The sequence below is a fragment of the Salinisphaera sp. genome, assembly GCF_002729955.1.
Taxonomy (GTDB): domain Bacteria; phylum Pseudomonadota; class Gammaproteobacteria; order Nevskiales; family Salinisphaeraceae; genus Salinisphaera.
On the sequence record NZ_PBYA01000049.1, the window covers coordinates 132305 to 151592 of the forward strand.

Below are 19288 nucleotides of genomic sequence, written 5' to 3' on the forward strand. Positions count from 1 at the left end.
GCTGCGGATAGGCGCAGACATGGCACGCGAATTCTCTCGCAAGCATCGGGTGGCCGAAGAGCTCAAGCGCGAGCTCGGCATCCTGATCACCACCGAGGTCAAGGATCCGCGCGTTCGACTGGTGGCGATAACCTCGGTTGAGGTGTCGCCCGATCTGGCCCATGCGAAGGTGTTCGTCGGCAGCTTCGACGTCACGGCGCCGCCGGAAGAGTCGAGCAAGGCGATCGAAGGCCTCAACGCGGCACGCGGCTTTCTCAAGCGTGCCCTCGGCAAGCGGCTGCGCCTGCGCGTGATGCCGGAACTGCGCTTTATCGAAGACACCACCGAGCGCGATGCCCAGCATATGCGCGAGGTCATCAATTCGGCGGTGGCAGAAGATCGTCGCCACGGCGACCCGTTGGCCGAGGAAGACAGCGCCGCCGACGATAGCGAGGCGCATGGGGCGTCGTAAGCGCGGGCAGGATATCGACGGCGTCGTGCTGCTCGACAAACCGCTGGGTTGTTCTTCGAATGCAGCGCTGCAACGCGTGCGTCGTGCCTTCGATGCCCGCAAGGCTGGGCATACCGGCAGCCTCGACCCGCTCGCAAGCGGCCTGCTGCCCGTCTGCCTGGGCGAGGCGACTAAGGTTTCTTCCTATCTCCTGGCTGCCGACAAGACTTATCGCGTAACCGCACTGCACGGTGCTCAGACCGCCACCGGCGATGGCGAGGGCGATGTCGTGGCGCGCAGCGACGTGGCGATGCCCGATCGCGAGACGCTGGAATCGATACTGGCGCGCTTTGTCGGCCCCCAGCAGCAGATTCCGCCGATGTACTCCGCGCTCAAGAAAGACGGCAAACGTCTTTACGAGCATGCACGGGCCGGCGAGACGGTCGAGCGCGAGCCGCGCGCTATCACCGTGCACTCGATCCAGCTCATCGATTGTGGTGCGCACAGTTTTACGCTGGAAACGCGCGTATCGAGCGGCACGTATATCCGAACGCTGGTCGAGGATATCGCCGCAGCCTGGCAAAGCGTGGCCCATGTGGGCAGCCTCCATCGTACCGCGATCGGGCGCCTGGGTACGGAACTGGGTATGACCCCGCTGGCCGATATCGAAGAGCGAGCCGCGGCGGGCGAGTCTCTCGACGAGTGGCTGCTGCCGCTATCGGTCGCGGTGGCAGACTGGCCCAACGTGGTGCTCGATCAATCGAGTGCCGCGGCCATGAACCACGGCCGCCCGGTGGCCTGCCCCGCGGGTACGGTGAACGCGCAGACGCTGTGTATCCAGGACGACGCGGGCCAGATCCTCGGCCTGGGCTATATCGACGAGCGCGGCATGCTGGCCCCCAGGCGGTTGTTCGCCCGCCCGCAGCGATAGACCCCGGGGTCGGGGCTCTTCCCGGGCCCAGGCACGCATTGCGATGTCGGCCGAAAGCTGTTGTACAGCGAGGCCACAAGCCGATAGAATATGCGCCTCGCGGCACATGCGGCTGCTGCCCGGTGACCGGAGCGCACGGGCTTTTTCCAAACCGTTTCGTGGGGATGAGAGACGAAAGTCTCCTCCCGGCTTGCTGTTTGGAAAAGGCCGGGTTGCTCCAGCCAGGCGGGGCTGCGGTGTTTGTATTGTTAGCCAGGAGTAAACATGGCCCTGTCGACCGAAGAAAAAGCCGAAGTCATCAACAAATACAGCCGTGGTACCGGCGATACCGGTTCCCCGGAAGTGCAAGTTGCGTTGCTGACCACCCGCATCACCCAGCTGGGCGATCATTTCAACGCGCACAAGGGTGATCATCATTCCCGTCGCGGTCTGCTGAAGATGGTCAACCAGCGCCGCAAGCTGCTTGACTACATCAAGCGCCGCGATGCTTCGCGTTACAAGGCTCTGATCAGCGAGCTGGGTCTGCGTCGCTAAGCGCGATCATCAGATCCCAGCCTATGAAAGCGCCCCTCGGTTAACCGAGCCGGGCGCTTTTTTGTTTGAAAGACACAGGATAATTCTAGTGAGCAACGTCACCGTAACCAGTAAACAGACCTTCCAGTTCGGCGAACATGCGGTCACCCTCGAAACGGGTGAGATCGCGCGTCAGGCCGATGGCGCCGTGAAGGTGAGCATGGGCGACACCGTGGTGCTCGTCACCGCTGTCGGCAAGAAGGAAGCCGCGCCCAACGCCGCCTTCTTCCCGCTGACCGTCAACTATCAGGAACGCACCTATGCCGGCGGCAAGATCCCCGGCGGCTTCTTCAAGCGTGAAGGGCGCCCGGGTGAAAAGGAAACGCTTACCTGCCGCCTGATCGACCGTCCGATTCGTCCGCTGTTTCCGAAAGGCTTCTACAACGAAGTCCAGATCGTGGCCACGGTCATGTCGGTTGATCCCGAGATCGATGCCGATATCCCCGCCATGATCGGCGCATCCGCCGCGCTCAGCCTTGCCGGCCTGCCGTTCGCGGGCCCGATTGGCGGTGCGCGCGTTGGCTATGCCAACGGCGAATATGTGCTCAACCCGAGCGCCACCCAGCTCAAGACGAGCGATCTGAACCTGGTTGTCGCCGGCACCTCCGACGCCGTGCTGATGGTGGAATCCGAAGCCAAGGAGCTGTCGGAGGAAATCATGCTGGGCGCGGTGCTGTTCGGTCATGAACAGATCCAGGCCGCCATCCAGGCCATCGAAGCGATGGTCGCCGAAGCCGGCAAGCCGAAATGGGACTGGCAGGCCCCGGCCAAGGATGAATCCCTGGCGGAAGCCGTCGAGCGTGTCGCCAAGAACGACGTCGTCGAGGCGTATCAGATCGCCGACAAGCAGGACCGCGGTGCCCGCCTGGGCGAAATCAAGGACGCCGTAGTCGCCGAGCTGGCCGTCGAAGAAGGCGAGGAAGGCTGGAGCCGCGACGACGTGAAGGCCGCTCTCGGCTCGCTGGAAAAGACCACCGTGCGTTCGCGCATTCTCGAAGGCCAGCCGCGTATCGACGGCCGCGACACGCGCACCGTGCGCGCGCTGGACATCAAGACCGGCGTACTGCCGCGTACCCACGGCTCGGCGCTGTTCACGCGTGGTGAAACCCAGGCACTGGTCGTCACCACGCTCGGCACCGGTCGCGACGCGCAGATGATCGACGCGGTCGAAGGCAAGTACGACGACCCGTTCATGCTGCACTACAACTTCCCGCCCTACAGCGTGGGCGAGACCGGCTTCATGGGCAGCCCCAAGCGTCGTGAAATCGGCCACGGCAAGCTGGCCAAGCGTGCCATCATGGGCGTACTGCCGGATCTGGAGAAGGAATTCCCCTACGTCATGCGCGTGGTCTCGGAAGTCACCGAATCCAACGGCTCCTCGTCGATGGCGTCGGTCTGTGGCACCAGCCTCGCGCTCATGGACGCGGGCGTGCCGATCAAGGCGCCCGTGGCCGGCGTGGCCATGGGCCTGATCAAGGAAGGCGACAAGTTCGCCGTGCTTACCGATATCCTCGGTGACGAAGATCATCTCGGCGACATGGACTTCAAGGTGGCCGGCTCCAACGACGGCATCACCGCGCTGCAGATGGACATCAAGATCGCCGGTATCACCCGCGAGATCATGGAAGCCGCCCTCGAGCAGGCCAAGGAAGGCCGGCTGCACATCCTCGGTGTCATGGGCGAGGCCATCGACAAGCCGCGCCAGGAAGTCTCCGAGTGGGCGCCGCGCATCTTCACGATCAAGATCGATTCCGACAAGATTCGCGACGTCATCGGCAAGGGTGGTGCGACGATTCGCTCGATCACCGAAGAAACCGGTGCTTCCATCGATATCGAAGACGACGGCACCATCCATGTCGCCGCAGTCGATAAATCCGCCGCCGATATGGCGATCAAGCGGATCGAGGACATCACCCGCGATATCGAAGCCGGCCAGGTCTATGAAGGCAAGGTCGTGCGTATCGTGGACTTCGGCGCGTTCGTCAATCTGGTACCGGGCCGCGATGGCCTCGTGCATATCTCCCAGATCGCCGATCATCGCGTCGAAAAGGTCAGCGACGAACTCTCCGAAGGCCAGACCGTGAAGGTCAAGGTGCTGGAAGTCGACCGTCAGGGCCGCGTGCGTCTGTCGATGAAGGAACTTGCCGAGAAGGCCCCGGAAGAAGCGTCCGACGAAGGTTGATAGGCTGCAACGGCTGTCCTCGGCGGCTGTGTTGTGAAAAGGGCGCCCCAACGGGCGCCCTTTTTTATGCGTGCAGTTTGGCGAGCGGGCAAGACAGCACGCCATTGTTATCTCGTCGCGCGCCATCTATCGACTGCGATTAACGGACTGTTAGGCCGGCGTGGTTAGGTGGGCGCGCGAAGACGTGCCGGCCTGCCTTATCCATAGGAGCGGTGGCTGTGATCAGTTCCAGGAGGTGGGGGTGATAATTAACCGGGGTCGAGAATGGGTTAGAACATTATCCAAGCGACCAGTGAGCGCGGCAGCAAAAGTTTGACCGTAATCAATAGCCCCGCTGATATCCGTAAGCCGTCCGGTATCGGTGCAAGGCAGCGCGAAAAAGTGCTATCCCCCAAGCCGAACGTAACGGCAGACGGAACGAACCCGATGGGCAACACTGCCAGCGCCGCATAGCCGCGGCCCGCAGGACCGGATCGGCGGGGTGGGGGCGTTTGGTATCGCTCAGCGCCGTGTTCTTGTTGTCCGCATTGGCCGTGGCCTGTTGCCAGTCGGCGGCGTCGACCTGTCCTTTCGCGGTCTTGAGCAGCGCGGCCAGCGGGCTGGCTTCGGGATCGATCGAGGACTGGTTCGCCTTCGTCGCGCCCAGATGGGCGGCCAGTTGGGCATCGGGCGACAGGGCCACGATCTGGGTGGGATGCGCCGACGAGAGTTCTTCGAAGCCCTGCCAGCGTTCGACCATGAGCGACGACACACCCGCGGCGATACAGCCGGCTTTCGGCCGTGAACAAGGCCGTGAGCTCGGGGGGCAGGGCGTCTCGGGCGGCAGCGGGCATGGGATTATTTTTTGAAACGCCAACGGACTTGGTTTTCGGGGGTTCCGGGCCAATTTCCCGTTGTGCGCCGCTTAACCGGCGTGAATCGTTATGGAAGCATTGATTAATACGCCGTGGCCTTGGAGTATATGGACGTTCTTAGCATTCAAGGGAAGTTTTCATGCCCAATCTTGCAGCACTGACGGCGCCAATTACCGAAGACGATCCCTGCGGCGAGGATATGTCCTTATCGCCGGAGTTCGATGCGATTGTCGAGGCGCGCCGGGCCGATGATCCGAGCCTCGAGCAGGGCGACTGGATCAAGGACCTCAAGGCCGCTGACTGGCCGCGTGTCGATACCCTGTGTACGCAGCTGCTCTCGGAAAAGACCAAGGATATTCGCGTCTGTGTCTGGCTGACCGAGGCGTGGGCGCATTTGAACGGTTTTTCGGGCATCGCGAGCGGTTATCGTGTGCTCTCGCAGCTGTGCGCGACCGATTGGGACAGCCTGCACCCGCTACCCGACGAGGAAGACGGCGACGAAGAGGCCCGGATCAACAATCTTGCCCGGTTGTTGCAATTATCGGTGCCACTGATGAAGCAGCAGCCGGTGACGTCATCCGATATTGGGCGTTTCAGCCTGGCCGATCTCGAAGCCGCACGGCGGGCGGTACAGCAGACACGCGGCAGCGAGGATGACGCCGAAGAAAATGCCGAGGCCGCGAACCGCCTCGCCCAGTTCGAATCCGCGCGTCGTGACACCTCGGGCTCATTCTATGCCGACCTCGTCGAGGACGTGGACGAGTGCCGCTCAGCCGTGCGTGAACTGGAGAGCACGCTCGACGAAAAGCTCAACGGCGATGCGCCCGGTTTCGCCCGCGTGCATGAGACGCTCGACGAAGTCTATTCGCTGGTGGAAGGTTTCGCCGATGCGGCCGGCGCTACCCGCCAGCCGCCGAAAAAATCTGCGCCCGCCGCGTCGGCAAGTGAGGCAGCGCCCGCACAGGCATCAGACGCACCGCAGGAACCTGCCGCGCCGGCACGCAGCGCTGTACCCACGCAGATACAGACGCGCGCTCAGGCCTTGTCGCAGCTGCGTCTCGTGGCCGACTTCTTCCGGCGCACCGAGCCGCATAGCCCGGTTGCCTATCTCGCCGACACCGCAGCGAACTGGGGCGAGATGCCGCTCCATTCCTGGTTACGCAACGTCATTCGTGACGAGGGCGAGCTTGCCCACATGGAGGAACTGCTGGGCCTGTCCCGCATGCGTCGCGGCGAGGATAACGACTCGTTCGAATAAGGGCAGCCGGCTACGCGAGGCCGCGCCACGGCCGCGGGCTGATTGGCCCCATCCATCGTGAGCCGCCGTGCCTTTGGTACGGCATTCGCGAAGACGCCCGCCTGTTTAGCACGCGAGCACGGGAAGCCCAGCCCTCGCTTGGGGCTGGGTAACCAGCCTCGGCGGCGTATCCGCCGATTACTCGGCGTCGTCGTTGTTATCGGCGTTGCGAATTCGGAACTCGATACGACGATTGCGCGCGCGCCCGGCCGCCGTGTCGTTGCTGGCGATCGGGCGCTGCGAACCGGCGCCCAGCGTGATCAGCGATTTCGCTGGGATGCCCTTGTCGACCAGCGCGGCCTTGACCGCTTCGGCACGGTTGGCACTCAGCGCGAGATTGGCCAGACGCGAACCGCTATTGTCGGTATGGCCGATGATTTCCACCCGCTTGTTTTCAAGTTTGCGGATCGGGCCTGCCATTTCGTCGACGATCTGTAGGCCCTTCGGGGTGAGGGTGGCACTGCCGCTTTCGAACTCGATGGTGCGATTGGCCAGCGCGTCGTCGAGAATTTTCTGCTCCGACGCGCCAATCGCCAGGTTGTTTTCGATCGAATAGCTGGGGTTGAGCTGGGTGGCCATCTTGCTGACGATGTCCTGGCGCTGTGCCTCGTTGACGACGTCACCGCTGATCTGGGCGTCATTGCCCTTGATCACCAGCTTGCCACGCGACACGTTGCTCAAATCCGAAACAAGCATGCGATCGAGATAGGTCTCCCAGTTTGGCGGGGCTACCACATCGCCGATGGTGACTTCGTCGATGACCCGATCGTCGCCGTAGATGGCGCGCAGCCGCTTGAGCACAACCGCCTTGGTGTTTTCGTTGGGCACGACGCCGGTCACCACCACCTGGTTGGTGGGCGCGGTACCGGATACCCGTGCGCGCGGCGCGTTCGCCTCCGACGTGCTGGAGTCTTGATTTTGCGTCTGCGCCTGGACGACTGCAGTCGCGCTGACCAGGGCGAGGGCGACACAGAGTTGTTTGATCATGGCCTAATCCCCGAGAAAGACATCGCGATAGACGGAGCGGGCACTGCGCATCGTGACACTCGGCTGGGCCAGATAGTTGGCGAGTTTCTGCAGGCCGTAGTCAGAGCGGGTTTGTGCTTCCACCCAGTCCGGATCGTCGAGCGTGATGTTCTGCTGGGCGCCGGTTTTCGGATCCAGCGCGGAGTGCAGGGTGATTTCAGGGGCGCCGTTGAAGCCCAGCAACATCCGCGCCTTCGTTTCGACGGCGTGAATGAATACCGATAGTTCGAACTCGGCGCGTGCCAGAAACGGTGTGATCAGGTCGAGCCAGAGCGCGGCGACCGGGTAGCGATAGACCGGGTCGTCGGGTAGCGGTAGCGCGAGGCCCTTATCCAACCGCGAAGCCCCGCTGGCCATCACCGGCTGCAATAACAGCCCGAGTGCCGGCAGCAGGTTCCGGAGGTCCACCGGATGGCCCGAATCCCGCAGCGCGCCTTCCAGCGCGCCCAACGTCTGGATTTCGAGAAAATCCTTCATATGGGCATCGTAGGCACGGGCATCGGTTTCGACTTCGACCTCGATGTCGCCGTAGTCGCCCAGCAGCGCGCTACAGTCGGTGCTGTTGATCAGTTCGTTCGTCAGGCTCTGCATGCGGGCCCACAGCCGGCTGAGTGCCAGCGGACTGCGCGCCGCAAAGGCCAGCGGCTGTTCGACCTGCAGGGTGCTCGCGGTCAGAAACGGGAACCGCCGCCCCGACTGATCGCGGCTGTTGACGACATGACCCGCCACGGCCAGGCGCCGGCGCGAGCCCAGGAACGCGAAATGCAGAGGCGCGGCCGCATCGTAGGTGGTTTTCCAGTGCGGGTCGCCCGACACGCGCTCCATGGTGCCGTCGAGCCAGCCGTCGAGCGTCGACAGCAGGCGATGGTTCTCGCCGGATTTGATGAAGTCGCCGCGTGAAGGCACTTTGCCGAAGTAGGCGACACGGGTGGCTGCTATCTTGCTCATGGGCTGTCCTGCGTCGCGGCAGAGGTGGCCTGCGAGGCGGGTTCGCTGGGGGTGGCACCCGCTTGGGCAGAGCTTGGCTCCGGTGTCTTTTCTTCGCTATCGCCCGCCGTTTGCGTCATCGCGGTGGACTCACTGTCGGCACCCACGATGGTATCGGGCAGGCGTAGAGCTGCGATGCCCTTGTTCCGGCCGCCGCTCTGCGGGTTGCTGATGATACGCAGATTGACCGCGACCACCAGATTGCCTTCCGACCAGGACAGCCGGAAGATATTGTCGCCTTTGCGTTCGCGCGCTGCGGACTTGATCATCTTCTGCAAGCCGAATCGGCCCGGGAAGTTGATCAACTCCACGTTCTGGCCATCGAAGGTTGTCGCTTCAACGCGTACTCCCGGTGTACCTTCCGGATTGGGCCACACGAAGTTCGACCACTGGGGCGGCGTATTGCGGTATTTCAAACGCTGCCCGTCGAGCACGATCGAATACTCGCGTACGCCGGGCGCGGGCAGCGGCTGGATCTGGAACACCGTCTGCTGCACGGCGCTACCGCCGTCGGAAGGCTGCGGCATGCCTTGAGCACCGAGCGGCGAGACCCATTGCGAAAAGTTCTGGGTGAACGCCGGGGTCAGACTCAGGCCGATGTCGGCCCAGGTGCGTGGCGTGAGCGTGTTGCCACGGCGAATGACCAACGTCTTGAGGTTTTCGTCGGCGAACTTCGCGATGGCGCCATCGGGCCCGAATACCTGGGCGATTTCGCCGCCCGAGGCTTCGACCGTGGCATCGGACGTGAAGGGATACTTCGGTGCCAGCGTTTCGCGATACGTATCGTAAACACCGGCCTGCCACTGGCGGTTGACCTCTTCCTGAGCCGGATCGACCACGGCGGCATAGGCCTGAACCAGCGGGCGTACCAGCAGTGGACGGATGGTGCCCCGCTGTTGCTCGGGAATCGCCGGCAGCATCTGGTCTTCGACGTACTGCAGGGCCGATGCCAGCTCGGAGCCTTCACCCTTGAGGGTCTGCACCATGAGTTCGACGCTGCCCGGGCCCGTATCGCCTTCGTTTTCGATCTGATTGAAGCGCGTGCGGACTTTCGACAGGGAATCGATATAGCTGTTGAGCAGCGATTCGTTGGAATCCCGCTTTTTCACCAGCTGGGCAATACCGGAGAACTCGGCGCCGACCGCGCCGAGCTTGGGCCCGGCGCCTGGCGAACCGGCGTCGCCGGCTTCGATATCGCCGATATCGGCACTGTCCACGTAGTATGCGGCGCGATTTGCCTGATGCGGTGTACGCCGCAGGATCACGCGTTTGAACCAGTCGACGATCCCGCCTTGCACGGCTTCGGCCTGCTCGTCTTCGACCATCGGGCTCTTGTTGTCCCAGGCGGTCTGCAGATAGATCGCGCCGAGCATGCGCCGCAGCGGCGAGGCTGACGGGTCACCCAGCTGATTGAGCTTCTCGGCGGCCTGCTCAAAGCTGTCGAAGCTGTTGATGGTCAGCCCCTGAATGAACTTGCGCCATTCTTCGACGTATTCGGCCTTGTATTTCTTGATCAGGCTGCTTTCGATCTCCTCGGGGCTGCCCTGCAGCGTCAGATCGTTACTCTGGCTGGTGCGCAACACCCAGTCTTCGCTCTGGAGCTCCTGGGTCGCCGCGTTTTCGAACGCCCCCTTGATGAACTGCTCCCATGCCTGGCGCGAGAACGTACCGGAGACGGCATAGCTGCCTTCGATGATCGTGCTCGAATCGGTCTCTGCCTGTTCGCCATCGTCGCCGGCCTGGTCGCCCAGGATGCCGGCGACGGTTACCGGCGGGAAACGCGTCGACGCGCGGGCCTTGATGTCGGCATAGACGCGCTCACGTGCCGGCAGGCCGGCCATCACGCTGCGCAGTTCCTCGCGGGTATCGGCGGCGAGGCTCAGGCGGTTCTCGATCATGGGCCAGTCGGGCGCGCTGACATGGCCGAGGTAGAACGAGATCACCTGTTCGGCATCGCGAATCATCTGTTCGCGCGGCATGCCGCCGCGATTGGCCTCGAGCCAGCCGCGCCAGAAGCGGGTGAGCTGGTCGTAGAGATGCTTGGTGTCGACGCGGGATTTGTCGCCCAGCATGAGATAGGTCTTGAGCGCGTTGTAGGCATCCTTGACGTCGGTCGGGTCGGCGCGTTCGTAGGTGCCGCTGCTCGCATTGGTAGCATCCGCGGCGGCCTGTGGGCTGCTTTCGTCAAGCTGGTCGGCGTTCTGGTTGACTTGGACGAGGAATGTCTCGAGCTTTTCCTTGACCGGGTCGAGCAACAGCGCGCGCGTACCCTTGAAGTACTCGCTGCGCAGTTTGTCGAGCATGGCGTCGCCGTGATACAGCCCAAGCCCGAGCGACCACGGGCGGTCGTTTTCGTAGCTCTCGAGCTGGTCGATACGCTGCTGGAGAATGTTGAGCGCTTCGAAACGCGAGGCCAGATCGAGCTGGCCGTTCTGTACGGCAACGGCCTGCTGGAGGTCGTTGTTGACCTCGGCCAGCAGCTGCTGATTGCCGAAGTAAGACCATGTCCAGCCGGCGAAACACAGCCCGAGGATGGCAACCGCGCTGAAGAAGACGGCGTAGCGAAAACGGTTTTTGGCCGGGCTTGTGTACTGACGCACCAGTCGGCTGTCGGCGAAGATCACGCGTCGGAACAGGTCCGACAGGAAAAACCCGCTGGCGGCCTTGCCGACCGCGGGTTTGTGCTCGGCGGCCTGCAGCCCGAAGCGCTGGGCCACGCGTTCGCTGGAGTGTTCGACCGGCTGGCCTTCCTGAATCGCGCTGGTGAAGTAGAAGCCGCGAAAGACCGGATTGAACTGGTACGGGTTCTCTTCGAACAGGGTGTTGATGAAGGCGCCGATCGCAGGCTTGATCGAGGCGAACTCCAGCGGAAAGGTGAATACGCCCGGGGCCATCGGCTGACCGCGGTTCATCGACATCTGCGCGAGGCTCATCTCCTTGAGGCCCCGATAGAGTTCGTCGAAGCGTTCGTCGAACATCGCCACCGCGTTGCGGTTGCTGTCGATATCGTAGGGCAGGGTCACGCCCCATACTCGCTCGCGCTCGCCCGGGTCGGCTTCGGCGAAAAATTCGTTGAAGCCGGCGATCACGTCGGCCTTGGTGAACAGCACATAGACCGGCGCGAAGATCTCCAGCCGCTCGGTGAGTTCCTGAACCCGCTGGCGCAGCTGCTTGGCGAGATTGATCGCGAACTCGGGGCCGCGCTCGGTCAGGTCCAGTACGTTGACCGCGATGATGATGCCGTTGAGCGGTGCCTTCGGGCGATAGCGCTTGAGCAGATCGACGAACCCCAGCCATTCGCTGCGATCTTCTTCATGCACCGAAAAGCGCCCGGCGGTATCCAGCAGAATACCCTCGGTGGTAAAGAACCAGTCGCAGTTGCGTGTGCCGCCAACGCCGTGGATGACCTTGCCCGATTCCTCTTCGAGCGGGAACTGCAGCCCGGAGTTGATGATCGCGGTGCTCTTACCGGCGGCCGGATTGCCGATCACCATGTACCAGGGCAGCTCGTAGAGCGCGGCACGGCCGGAGGTATGGCCGATTTTCGAGGATTTGATCGTCTTGATCGCCGATTGCAGGCGATCGCGTAGCGCGGCGATCTCTTCGCGCTTTTTGCCACTGGAGTTGCTGACTGCCTTGTCGGCGTCTTTTTCCAGCATGTCGCCGAATTCGTTCGCCGCCTTTTTCGATTTATGACGGCGCCACAGCCATACCGTGCCCCAGACCAGCAGGCCCACGATGATCAAGGATTCGATCAGCAACGCCGCGGTACGCCAGGAGTCGGCCACCAGAAGCACGAATATGGCCAGGGCGAGAACGCCGATCCCGATCAGGGTGCGCGGGTCTGTAAAGAATCGTTTAACGCGTGCCATGGGCTGTGCTCGAAAACGTTAGAAAAAGGGTCACGCCGGCGTGGCGGCGGGTTCTGGGTCGTCGCTGGCGGACTCCGGCTCGGCCGGCGGTTGCAGCACCGCGGCGGCCCGCTGTAACGGGTGCCACAAGCTTACGGCCAGCACGGGCCCGCCCGTGGTTCGCACCGCGCTATGGCTCAAACCAATCGCCGCCAACGTACCGACGATGCCGAGATCGCCACAGGCCGTGCCGATATTCGGGCACTCGGCGGTTGGGTCCAGATGGTCGAGCTGACCGCTGATCAGCTGCGCGCGTTCGCGGGCCTGTGTCGAATTGATACCGCCGTCGCTGATAACGAAACCGATATCCTCGGGCGCGCGCCGTGCGTTGGCAAGCGCTTTGGCGCCAAGCTTGCCGAGTAGTGCCTGATCTTCGCTGCGGCGCGACTTTTCGCCGGTGCGCGTCTGCCGGTCGCCCACCGCGGCGCGGTGCACCCGGGCATAATCCGCATGCGCCATGCCGGCAATTAAGCCGGGAGATGCGGCAACAAGCCCAGCGGCGCCTTCGCCCGGCACCATACCGCCTGGATTGGACTGGCTGAACAGCCGCCCTTCACCGTCGAGCCGCGCGATCTCGGTCTCACCGATGAGCGAGTCACAGGCCAGAATGACGCAGAGGGTATCCCGGTCTTCGTTGTCGGCCGCGAAGGCGAGGTCGTTCAGATCGCCAAAACCCGCTGCGCCGGCGCGCTGGATGGCGTGTTTCGCTATCACGGTAAGCTGCGGATGCAGTTCCTGTCGCTCGACGTGTTCGCGAAACCAGGCGCTGGCGGATTCACGATGGGCCACCGACCAATGCGCCGGTAGTAACAAGCGCAGCTGTAGCGGCGGCGGGGCCGGGATAGCGCGGTCTCGCGAGTGGTTTTCCTCTGTGCTGTCGGCGGGCGCTTGCAACTCGGCGAGTATCTGCGGGAGCTGGCCCGTAAGGAGGTCGTCGAGCACGTCACGCCCCATCGCCAGCGCCCGCATTTGCGCCGGGGCCCAATGCAGGGGCGTGTCTTTGTGTTCGCCGGGTAAGTCGAGTGCTTGCTCGAGCCCCTCGTCAACGACATCTTCGACCCGCGTTGCAAACACCGGGAAGCCCTGGTCGTCGACCAGCACATCGTCCAGGCCGGGGCGCGTCTTGCCTTCCGCCAATACCGCGAGGGCGTCTTCGCCGCTACTGCCTACGGGCAGTCGCAATGCGCTGTCCAGCAGGCATAGATACAGCGCGTCTTCGGGCCGGGAGGCTTCGGTCGGCTTCTGTGTATCGCCGCTATTCGCGCTGGCCGTGTCGTCTTCGGCGCCTTTGTTTCGCACGCGCTTGACCAGCGCTTTCGCGCCGAAGAACACCGCAATCACCGCGATCGGCAGGGCGACAAGGTACAGGGCGAGATCGGCGCCGTTCGGGTCCGTGCCGGTCATGCGCCAGTAGGCGATCACCACCAGCCAGATCGCCAGGAAAACCAGCGCCAGCAACAAAAACCCCTTAAAAAACTTGCGTAACATCGTTGCGCGCTTTTCCCCGGAATATCGCGTATCGGGCGACGTGCATCAAAAGAGCGCGTCGCAGGTCTTAACCGCCCCTGTCTTCTTATAAAAAACAGCTCGCCGAGCCGTTAACACCTAGGCTGCCGAAGTAGCAAAGCCCTGTTCGGGCGTCATCTTGTCTTATTCTGATTACAATTCCTGTGGGCGCCGTGATCGGTTGTCGCCTTCGCCGTAGACGCACTGGCGCCGAGTATTGAGTTCGCAGCGTGCTTACTCCTTCTTATCGATGCGCTGTAGCAGTAGCTGCAAGATTGCGACATCCGGATCATCGTTAGAGACGTTCGAAGACCTTCGCGGGCTGCTGCTCTGCAGCGAGGGCTCGGATAACTGTAGCGAGCCGGCAAGCAATGCCGTTGGGTAATCGTCGCCGATGCTGCCGTGCGCATCGTTTGCGCCATCGGCTTCCGAGGCCGCCGATGCCGTGGTGCCGTCAGATGCGCGAGCGTCGGACGCGCTCGTGCCATCAGGCGCCATCATGCTCATGGAATCGGCAAACTCAGGGCTTGCGGTGCGCCCTTGAGTGATCACTGCCGTTTGCGCAGGGCCGTCTGCACGTTCGTTGGGGGAGGCGCGATCATTGCCGGCGCGGCTGTCGTCTGTCGCAAACGTGGCATTGCCCGTCGCTGTCGAGGCGCCTTCGGAGGTGGCCGACCGATTCGCAGCCGTCTGAGCCTCGGGCGCATCCGACACGAAGATGAACTGGTACACCGTAAGCAGGGTGCAGCCGATCAGTATCCCAAGGCCCAGCCAGCGTAGATGCGTTATCGCAGACGGTTTTGCGGATGACGGTTCCATTCGGGCAAGGAATCCACCGTATCGCGCATGATCCGGATCCTCGGCATTATTCTCGCCGAGCAGGCTGTAGGGCATCTGTACAGGCACGTCTCGTCCTTGCGTAAGATGGCGATAGCTGCATAGTGCCAAATAATCGAAAAATTTGTCACCCACGCACGGTTTTGGTTGCTGGTGAAGGCAGCAGCGAGGTGGGCGCTGGCTTTATCGGGCGATGGGAAGCGGCCAGGCGGTAATGAGCGATGCCGGGGCGAAATTGGGCTATACGGACATGTGCACGACTGAAATGGCGCGAAAGCTGACGTGACGATTATCTGGATTGCCCTTTATTTCCTTGCAGCGCTTTTCGCACTGTTCTTGATCATCTTCCCTGAGGGGCGACGTGCGCTTGGCGATGGATTGCGGGCGGCGGCAAACCGGTTTGCTTCGAGCGGGCAGTCTGCGGCCCGAGGCGCTCGTAGCGGCACGGGCAGGGCGATGCGCAACGGGGGGCGGCTAGCGCGCTGGTTCTCGCGGCACCGATGGATCGCACTTGCCGTGGTCCTGTTATTGACCTTTCCCGTGCTGGTAGTTGTCCAAATGCAAGGCTTACTCGACTTCAACAACTATCGCGAAGCCGAGCGCGAGTCGAACCCGCTCGTAGCCAGCCTGCTTCGCGGCGAGCGCCTCGCGCCGCCGCAACCTTTACCGCCCGAGGTGTTCACCACACGCGAGGTCGAATCCGTACGGCCTGATCTGCGCCTCGCGAACCGAAAATGGGACCGTCTTAAGCCCGAATTCGCGCAGATACTGTTACAGGTCTACAAGGAGATGCGCGACAAATACGGCTACCGGATGGTGCTTATCGAAGGCTATCGAAGCCCGGAACGTCAGCAGCGGCTCAAGTCGAAAAGCGGTTATGTGACGAATGCCGGGCCTTATCAGAGCTATCACCAATTCGGTCTTGCTGCCGACTCCGCCTTCCTTCGCAATGGCAAACTTGTCATTGCCATCGAAGATGATTGGACACAGCGTGGTTACAACCTCTATGGCAAGCTTGCCGAGAAGTACGGGCTCACATGGGGCGGCAACTGGTCTTTCCAGGATTTCGGCCATGTCGAGCTCCACGGCACGCGGTATGACGACCCAAGCAAGCATCGTCGCTGATTCACACACGGCAAATCGTACGAACATGGAGGACAGCATGTCTCGACCATTCATCGTTGTAGGCGACAAGACCGATCACGGCGGCACGGTCATAAGCGGGGCGCCTACCTCAATCACCGGCGGCAAGCCGGTCGCCCGGATCGGCGACGAAGTGACATGCCCGAGAAGCGAATGCGTGTCACGCGGCATGGGCACGAACCGAATCGTCAGCGGCGATCCAACCGTGATGGTCGACGGCCAACCGGTTGCCCGCCATGGCGATAAGACCGAGTGTGGGGCAACGCTCATCGCAGGTCAGATGGCGACCTCTACCGATTAAATCGCTCGGCACCAGCCGAGAAGCGGCGTCGGTAAATGAAGTTCTCGGCTATTGCTAATACTCCCGCCTTCGGCGGCAAGTCCCAGTCGGCTTGGATGCTGAAGCGCAGTGAGCTAGTCAGGGTTGTATAACACGACAGGTGCACGGAAAGCGTCAAAGCGCAGGATGCGCCAGCCTTGCCTAGGAGCAATAGGTCCGCCGCTTTTTCTTCGTTCGGCACCATTTCGTTCGAACCCGCAGGGGGCCGAATATGGACCTTAGAATAGAACATCGGGCTTACGGCGGGAGTATGAGTAAAAGCTTTTTAGAGCGCTGTAATCCGGTTAACTGGGCTGATCGTTGGCTTAATTGAGCAAGCTTATGGCGGCTCACCCAACGCAGTGGGCTAATTGCAAAAAGACGACTTGAGGCGAGTCAAGAGAACTGGATCTTCCTTTATCTCTTTGTTATCGAGCAGAGAGTGAGCGGCGTCGAACCGAAGGTCTTCGGTATAACTCTTGCCAAGAATAATCAACATTGCGTTCGGATATGCGTGATCGGGATTCGAGAATTCTTCCGAGCGCTCGTTCGCGACGCTTGACATAAATTCCCTTATAGCTGACTCGCTTATCTCTTCATTTTTCTGTATTAGTATGTCTTCAACAGACCCCAGATGAAGAAGGGTTTCTACCTCGCCCGCCGAAACCAGCTTGCTACCAGACAAAAATAAGTAGTTATAAGTTCGTGATCCTTCCATCCCGCCTTGGTTAACAACAATTGAAATGAAGCCGAGTGGATTGGCGTGAACGGCAGGAAAGTCCGAAGCCTCGTAGGAATAGGAAAGTTCTTGACCGCTTTCTAAGTCGACTTTAACAGTAAGTAATTTTGTCGCAGGCTCGTTCGGTCGTGTTTTAGTCTCAATCGAGTAATTAGCGCGGTATTTCTCGCCACTGGAAAATATGCCCTCGAACGTGGCGCCATAGGCAATGTTAAACGCAAAGCAAAGTGTTAGAAAGACAAAATGCGCGTATTTAGGAAGGTTCTTAATCATCATTAGTGTTGTACTCGGCGGAGTCTATTGAGTTCTGTGCTCGCTCGGCAATTGATCGGTGGCTCTTGTACCAATTGGAGTTGGTCAAACTACTCGATTCGATTTCGTAATTCGAAAAATTCAGCCCGGGATTTGTTTGGCAGTTATCAGCCTGAAAAATCCTCGCTAGTTTATTTAGCGCAATAAATCTATTCGCTACATGCCTAAACCCGCCGTTTACTGCAACGGTTATCGCAAAAAAGTCGTTGGAATCCGCTTTCGGGTTTATATCGCCCCAGCCGCTACCACTACGCCAGTACCAGCATCCCGATCGAGTAGTCTCTAAGATTGAATGGCTAACGATATCCGGCTGAGACGCGATATCGGGGTTGCCCACCGCGTTGCCATATGATGCATAGTTCGATCTATGGGTGAGCTGGATTAAGCCCCGCCCATGATAGTTGGCCCCGCCATTATAGTTCGACCAACCACGCGGCATCGAACCATCGCTGTTCCGATATTCCTCATTTGTTCTTAATTCATCACACTCATGTATCATTTGCGACAGGAAATGCGCTTTTCTGGCACAGGTATTAATCTCGTACGAACGCAAAAATCTATTTAGCTGCGTGAGGAATCGCGACTTGTCGTAACTTCTGACAGATCTGTCGTGCGCCCGGTAAAACAGGCCGTTAGCTTTCACGTCATCAGGAAGAATTAGATCGAGATCGGCTTCCGTGATGTCTTGGCCGCAGGAGCACGTCTTTGGAAAGTTCGCGATTAATCCGATCGGGTGAAAGTGCCAAGCGTTTGGCGCCGAAAGCTCTGTCACTCCATCCCACCACTGGAGCCGTTGAATTCTTTGCTTTTCCTTGGCCCAGTCGGTTTCGTTAAGCCCCGTCATGTAGCGGTCGAGAGCGTCCCATTTGCCCATGCTGCCGCCCCATTCACTCTCGAATTTGACGATCAGGTGGGATAGGGATTTCGCAGTGGCGGGATTGGAAAGAGCAGACTTTATCTCCTCCTTGCTCAATTGGCCGTCATTATCGAGATCGATGTCTTCGCGAATTTTTTTGAACAAGGCGCTGCCATCGGTGGTATTCGCGACGGCATTATAGTCCCGTTCTTCTTCGGGGCGAGCGCCGCGATTAGCGATGAGGCTGCGCGCCATTTGCTGGTCGAGCGACGTGCTTTCTTCTACAAACGAGAACCCATCCCACGCCCATGGTGAGGGTTTCTCCTTATCTGACGCATTCGATTGTCGCGTCGTGTTCTGGGCACTATCGGTGCGGCGTTGATTCAACTCGGGCGCGCGTTCTCGGCTCGTTTTTACGAACGCGGGTACATCGTCGGTGCTGAAAACTTCGATATGTACCAGCGGGGCGGGTTGCTGGTCGGTGTAGCGCTGGTAGGAACCCGGGTAGCCGACGAGTTCGCCGGCTGAGATCGGCACCGGATCGTCCAGGTTCACTATCGTGTCGGCGGTAGCATCTAGATTAGGACCTTCTAGCTCGTCTTTATAAGCAAATAGGCCAGCCGGACTTAGCTCTGCTGGTTCGGTGGCGCCGGTATTGATGCGAAGCACGGGGAAGTAGCCTGGCCAGTCGCGTTTCGCTGGGCCTAGCACCAGCTTGGCTCCCGAAATCGCCAAGCCTTTTATCTGGTGACTTTCGTCACGAAGGTTCAGGCCAATTCGTCCGTTCAACTGGTCTCGCGCGGCTTGGCCGACCGTATAGGACGTCAGAAAAGTCGGGGGTTCTTTGGACTGGGTGTCGCTGTCAGCCGCTATCGGCGCCATCGCCTCTTCATACTTGTAAGCGGCAAGGTTCAGAAGGTGCATGTACAGGCTGTAAAACACGAGCGTGCTATTGGGTTTGCCTGCTGCCGTGTCCTGCTCGCTGCTACCCGAGGGTTGGTCTCCGCTTAGCGCAGCGCCATTGTCTGCATTCTGCGCCGGTAGTTGAAGCTTGTGGCGGACCAGGACGAAGCCGGTTGAGTATTCGGCGTTTTTTGGGCCGTTCTCGTATTCTATGGCGGGGTACTCAGAATCGATCCTGTACGCGACAACCTCGCCGTCTGCAATGCAACGAACACCGTTACCCTGCTGAAGGGCGCCGCCGGTGGCCGAATCAAAATGGATGCCGCCGTGCCATAACCCGTTGCTGCCGACCGGGAAGAATCCGGTCGACGCCTGTGCGAGAGCGCGGTAATAAATTGTTGCTTGGTCTTCGGGGCTGCCGTTATCGGTCGTTTCAAAAGGGTAAGACCAGTCTCGCACAGGCGGTTGGTCACTCATGCGTT

15 protein-coding genes are annotated in these 19288 nt (G+C 60.9%); 7 read left to right on the plus strand and 8 right to left on the minus strand.

The window, feature by feature from the left end; all coding sequences use genetic code 11:
* Nucleotides 1–19: 19 nt before the first annotated feature.
* The 4 genes from rbfA (at nucleotide 20) to pnp (ending at nucleotide 4116) form a co-directional block, all read left to right on the plus strand.
* Complete coding sequence (gene rbfA / locus CMN27_RS13620; RefSeq protein WP_293627262.1) at nucleotides 20–451, plus strand: 30S ribosome-binding factor RbfA; 432 nt, start codon at nucleotides 20–22, stop codon at nucleotides 449–451.
* Nucleotides 438–1361, plus strand: coding sequence for a tRNA pseudouridine(55) synthase TruB (truB, locus tag CMN27_RS13625; protein WP_293627264.1), 924 nt, complete (start codon nucleotides 438–440; stop codon nucleotides 1359–1361). Before rbfA ends, truB begins: the two co-directional genes overlap by 14 nt.
* Before the next feature lie 264 nt (nucleotides 1362–1625).
* A complete protein-coding gene (gene rpsO / locus CMN27_RS13630) occupies nucleotides 1626–1895 on the plus strand; it encodes a 30S ribosomal protein S15 (RefSeq protein ID WP_293627266.1) in 270 nt (89 codons plus the stop codon).
* Between the two features lie 88 nt (nucleotides 1896–1983).
* Nucleotides 1984–4116: a polyribonucleotide nucleotidyltransferase gene (pnp, locus tag CMN27_RS13635; RefSeq protein WP_293627268.1), complete on the plus strand. Its 2133-nt coding sequence runs from the start codon at nucleotides 1984–1986 to the stop codon at nucleotides 4114–4116.
* Between the two features lie 322 nt (nucleotides 4117–4438).
* Here the strand turns inward: pnp and CMN27_RS13640 are convergent, their stop codons facing one another.
* Complete coding sequence (locus CMN27_RS13640) at nucleotides 4439–4855, minus strand: hypothetical protein (RefSeq protein WP_293627270.1); 417 nt, start codon at nucleotides 4853–4855, stop codon at nucleotides 4439–4441.
* Nucleotides 4856–5109: 254 nt separating this feature from the next.
* Here CMN27_RS13640 and tssA point away from each other — a divergent pair, with 254 nt between their 5' ends.
* Nucleotides 5110–6228: a type VI secretion system protein TssA gene (tssA, locus tag CMN27_RS13645; protein WP_293627272.1), complete on the plus strand. Its 1119-nt coding sequence runs from the start codon at nucleotides 5110–5112 to the stop codon at nucleotides 6226–6228.
* 177 nt (nucleotides 6229–6405) lie between these two features.
* Here the strand turns inward: tssA and CMN27_RS13650 are convergent, their stop codons facing one another.
* The 5 genes from CMN27_RS13650 to CMN27_RS13670 all read right to left on the minus strand — a co-directional run bounded on the left by CMN27_RS13650 (nucleotide 6406) and on the right by CMN27_RS13670 (nucleotide 14603).
* On the minus strand, nucleotides 6406–7254 hold the full coding sequence (locus CMN27_RS13650) for an OmpA family protein (protein ID WP_293627274.1): 849 nt from the start codon (nucleotides 7252–7254) through the stop codon (nucleotides 6406–6408).
* Nucleotides 7255–7257: 3 nt separating this feature from the next.
* On the minus strand, nucleotides 7258–8241 hold the full coding sequence (tagF, locus tag CMN27_RS13655; RefSeq protein ID WP_293627276.1) for a type VI secretion system-associated protein TagF: 984 nt from the start codon (nucleotides 8239–8241) through the stop codon (nucleotides 7258–7260).
* Nucleotides 8238–12152 carry a type VI secretion system membrane subunit TssM gene (tssM, locus tag CMN27_RS13660; RefSeq protein WP_293627278.1) on the minus strand — a complete coding sequence of 1305 codons (3915 nt, stop codon included), beginning with the start codon at nucleotides 12150–12152 and terminating at the stop codon, nucleotides 8238–8240. Before tssM ends, tagF begins: the two co-directional genes overlap by 4 nt.
* Before the next feature lie 30 nt (nucleotides 12153–12182).
* The gene (locus CMN27_RS13665; protein ID WP_293627280.1) at nucleotides 12183–13679 is read right to left on the minus strand and encodes a hypothetical protein; all 1497 of its coding nucleotides are present in this window, start codon (nucleotides 13677–13679) and stop codon (nucleotides 12183–12185) included.
* A 252-nt stretch (nucleotides 13680–13931) separates the two neighbouring features.
* A complete protein-coding gene (locus CMN27_RS13670; protein ID WP_293627282.1) occupies nucleotides 13932–14603 on the minus strand; it encodes a hypothetical protein in 672 nt (223 codons plus the stop codon).
* 213 nt (nucleotides 14604–14816) lie between these two features.
* On the opposite strand from CMN27_RS13670, the gene CMN27_RS13675 reads away from it, so the two are divergent.
* Together CMN27_RS13675 and CMN27_RS13680 are read left to right on the plus strand one after the other, a co-directional pair.
* Nucleotides 14817–15659, plus strand: a complete 843-nt coding sequence (locus tag CMN27_RS13675) for a M15 family metallopeptidase (RefSeq protein ID WP_293627284.1) — start codon at nucleotides 14817–14819, stop codon at nucleotides 15657–15659.
* 37 nt (nucleotides 15660–15696) lie between these two features.
* Nucleotides 15697–15978, plus strand: a complete 282-nt coding sequence (locus CMN27_RS13680; RefSeq protein WP_366515458.1) for a PAAR domain-containing protein — start codon at nucleotides 15697–15699, stop codon at nucleotides 15976–15978.
* A 385-nt stretch (nucleotides 15979–16363) separates the two neighbouring features.
* On the opposite strand, the gene CMN27_RS13685 is transcribed toward CMN27_RS13680, so the two are convergent.
* Together CMN27_RS13685 and CMN27_RS13690 are read right to left on the minus strand one after the other, a co-directional pair.
* Nucleotides 16364–17011, minus strand: a complete 648-nt coding sequence (locus CMN27_RS13685) for a hypothetical protein (RefSeq protein ID WP_293627287.1) — start codon at nucleotides 17009–17011, stop codon at nucleotides 16364–16366.
* Complete coding sequence (locus CMN27_RS13690; protein ID WP_293627288.1) at nucleotides 17001–19283, minus strand: glycoside hydrolase family 19 protein; 2283 nt, start codon at nucleotides 19281–19283, stop codon at nucleotides 17001–17003. The genes CMN27_RS13685 and CMN27_RS13690 overlap by 11 nt, the downstream gene beginning before the upstream one ends.
* Nucleotides 19284–19288: the final 5 nt, after the last annotated feature.

Excerpts from the sequence above, each read along its gene's own strand:
- tssM (WP_293627278.1), bottom strand. The coding sequence starts at position 12,152 with ATGGCACGCGTTAAACGATTCTTTACAGACCCGCGCACCCTGATCGGG.
- CMN27_RS13640 (WP_293627270.1), bottom strand. The coding sequence starts at position 4,855 with ATGGTCGAACGCTGGCAGGGCTTCGAAGAACTCTCGTCGGCGCATCCC.
- CMN27_RS13680 (WP_366515458.1), top strand. The coding sequence starts at position 15,697 with ATGTCTCGACCATTCATCGTTGTAGGCGACAAGACCGATCACGGCGGC.
- rbfA (WP_293627262.1), top strand. The coding sequence starts at position 20 with ATGGCACGCGAATTCTCTCGCAAGCATCGGGTGGCCGAAGAGCTCAAG.
- tagF (WP_293627276.1), bottom strand. The coding sequence starts at position 8,241 with ATGAGCAAGATAGCAGCCACCCGTGTCGCCTACTTCGGCAAAGTGCCT.
- CMN27_RS13685 (WP_293627287.1), bottom strand. The coding sequence starts at position 17,011 with ATGATGATTAAGAACCTTCCTAAATACGCGCATTTTGTCTTTCTAACA.
- truB (WP_293627264.1), top strand. The coding sequence starts at position 438 with ATGGGGCGTCGTAAGCGCGGGCAGGATATCGACGGCGTCGTGCTGCTC.
- rpsO (WP_293627266.1), top strand. The coding sequence starts at position 1,626 with ATGGCCCTGTCGACCGAAGAAAAAGCCGAAGTCATCAACAAATACAGC.
- CMN27_RS13665 (WP_293627280.1), bottom strand. The coding sequence starts at position 13,679 with ATGTTACGCAAGTTTTTTAAGGGGTTTTTGTTGCTGGCGCTGGTTTTC.
- CMN27_RS13650 (WP_293627274.1), bottom strand. The coding sequence starts at position 7,254 with ATGATCAAACAACTCTGTGTCGCCCTCGCCCTGGTCAGCGCGACTGCA.
- tssA (WP_293627272.1), top strand. The coding sequence starts at position 5,110 with ATGCCCAATCTTGCAGCACTGACGGCGCCAATTACCGAAGACGATCCC.
- CMN27_RS13690 (WP_293627288.1), bottom strand. The coding sequence starts at position 19,283 with ATGAGTGACCAACCGCCTGTGCGAGACTGGTCTTACCCTTTTGAAACG.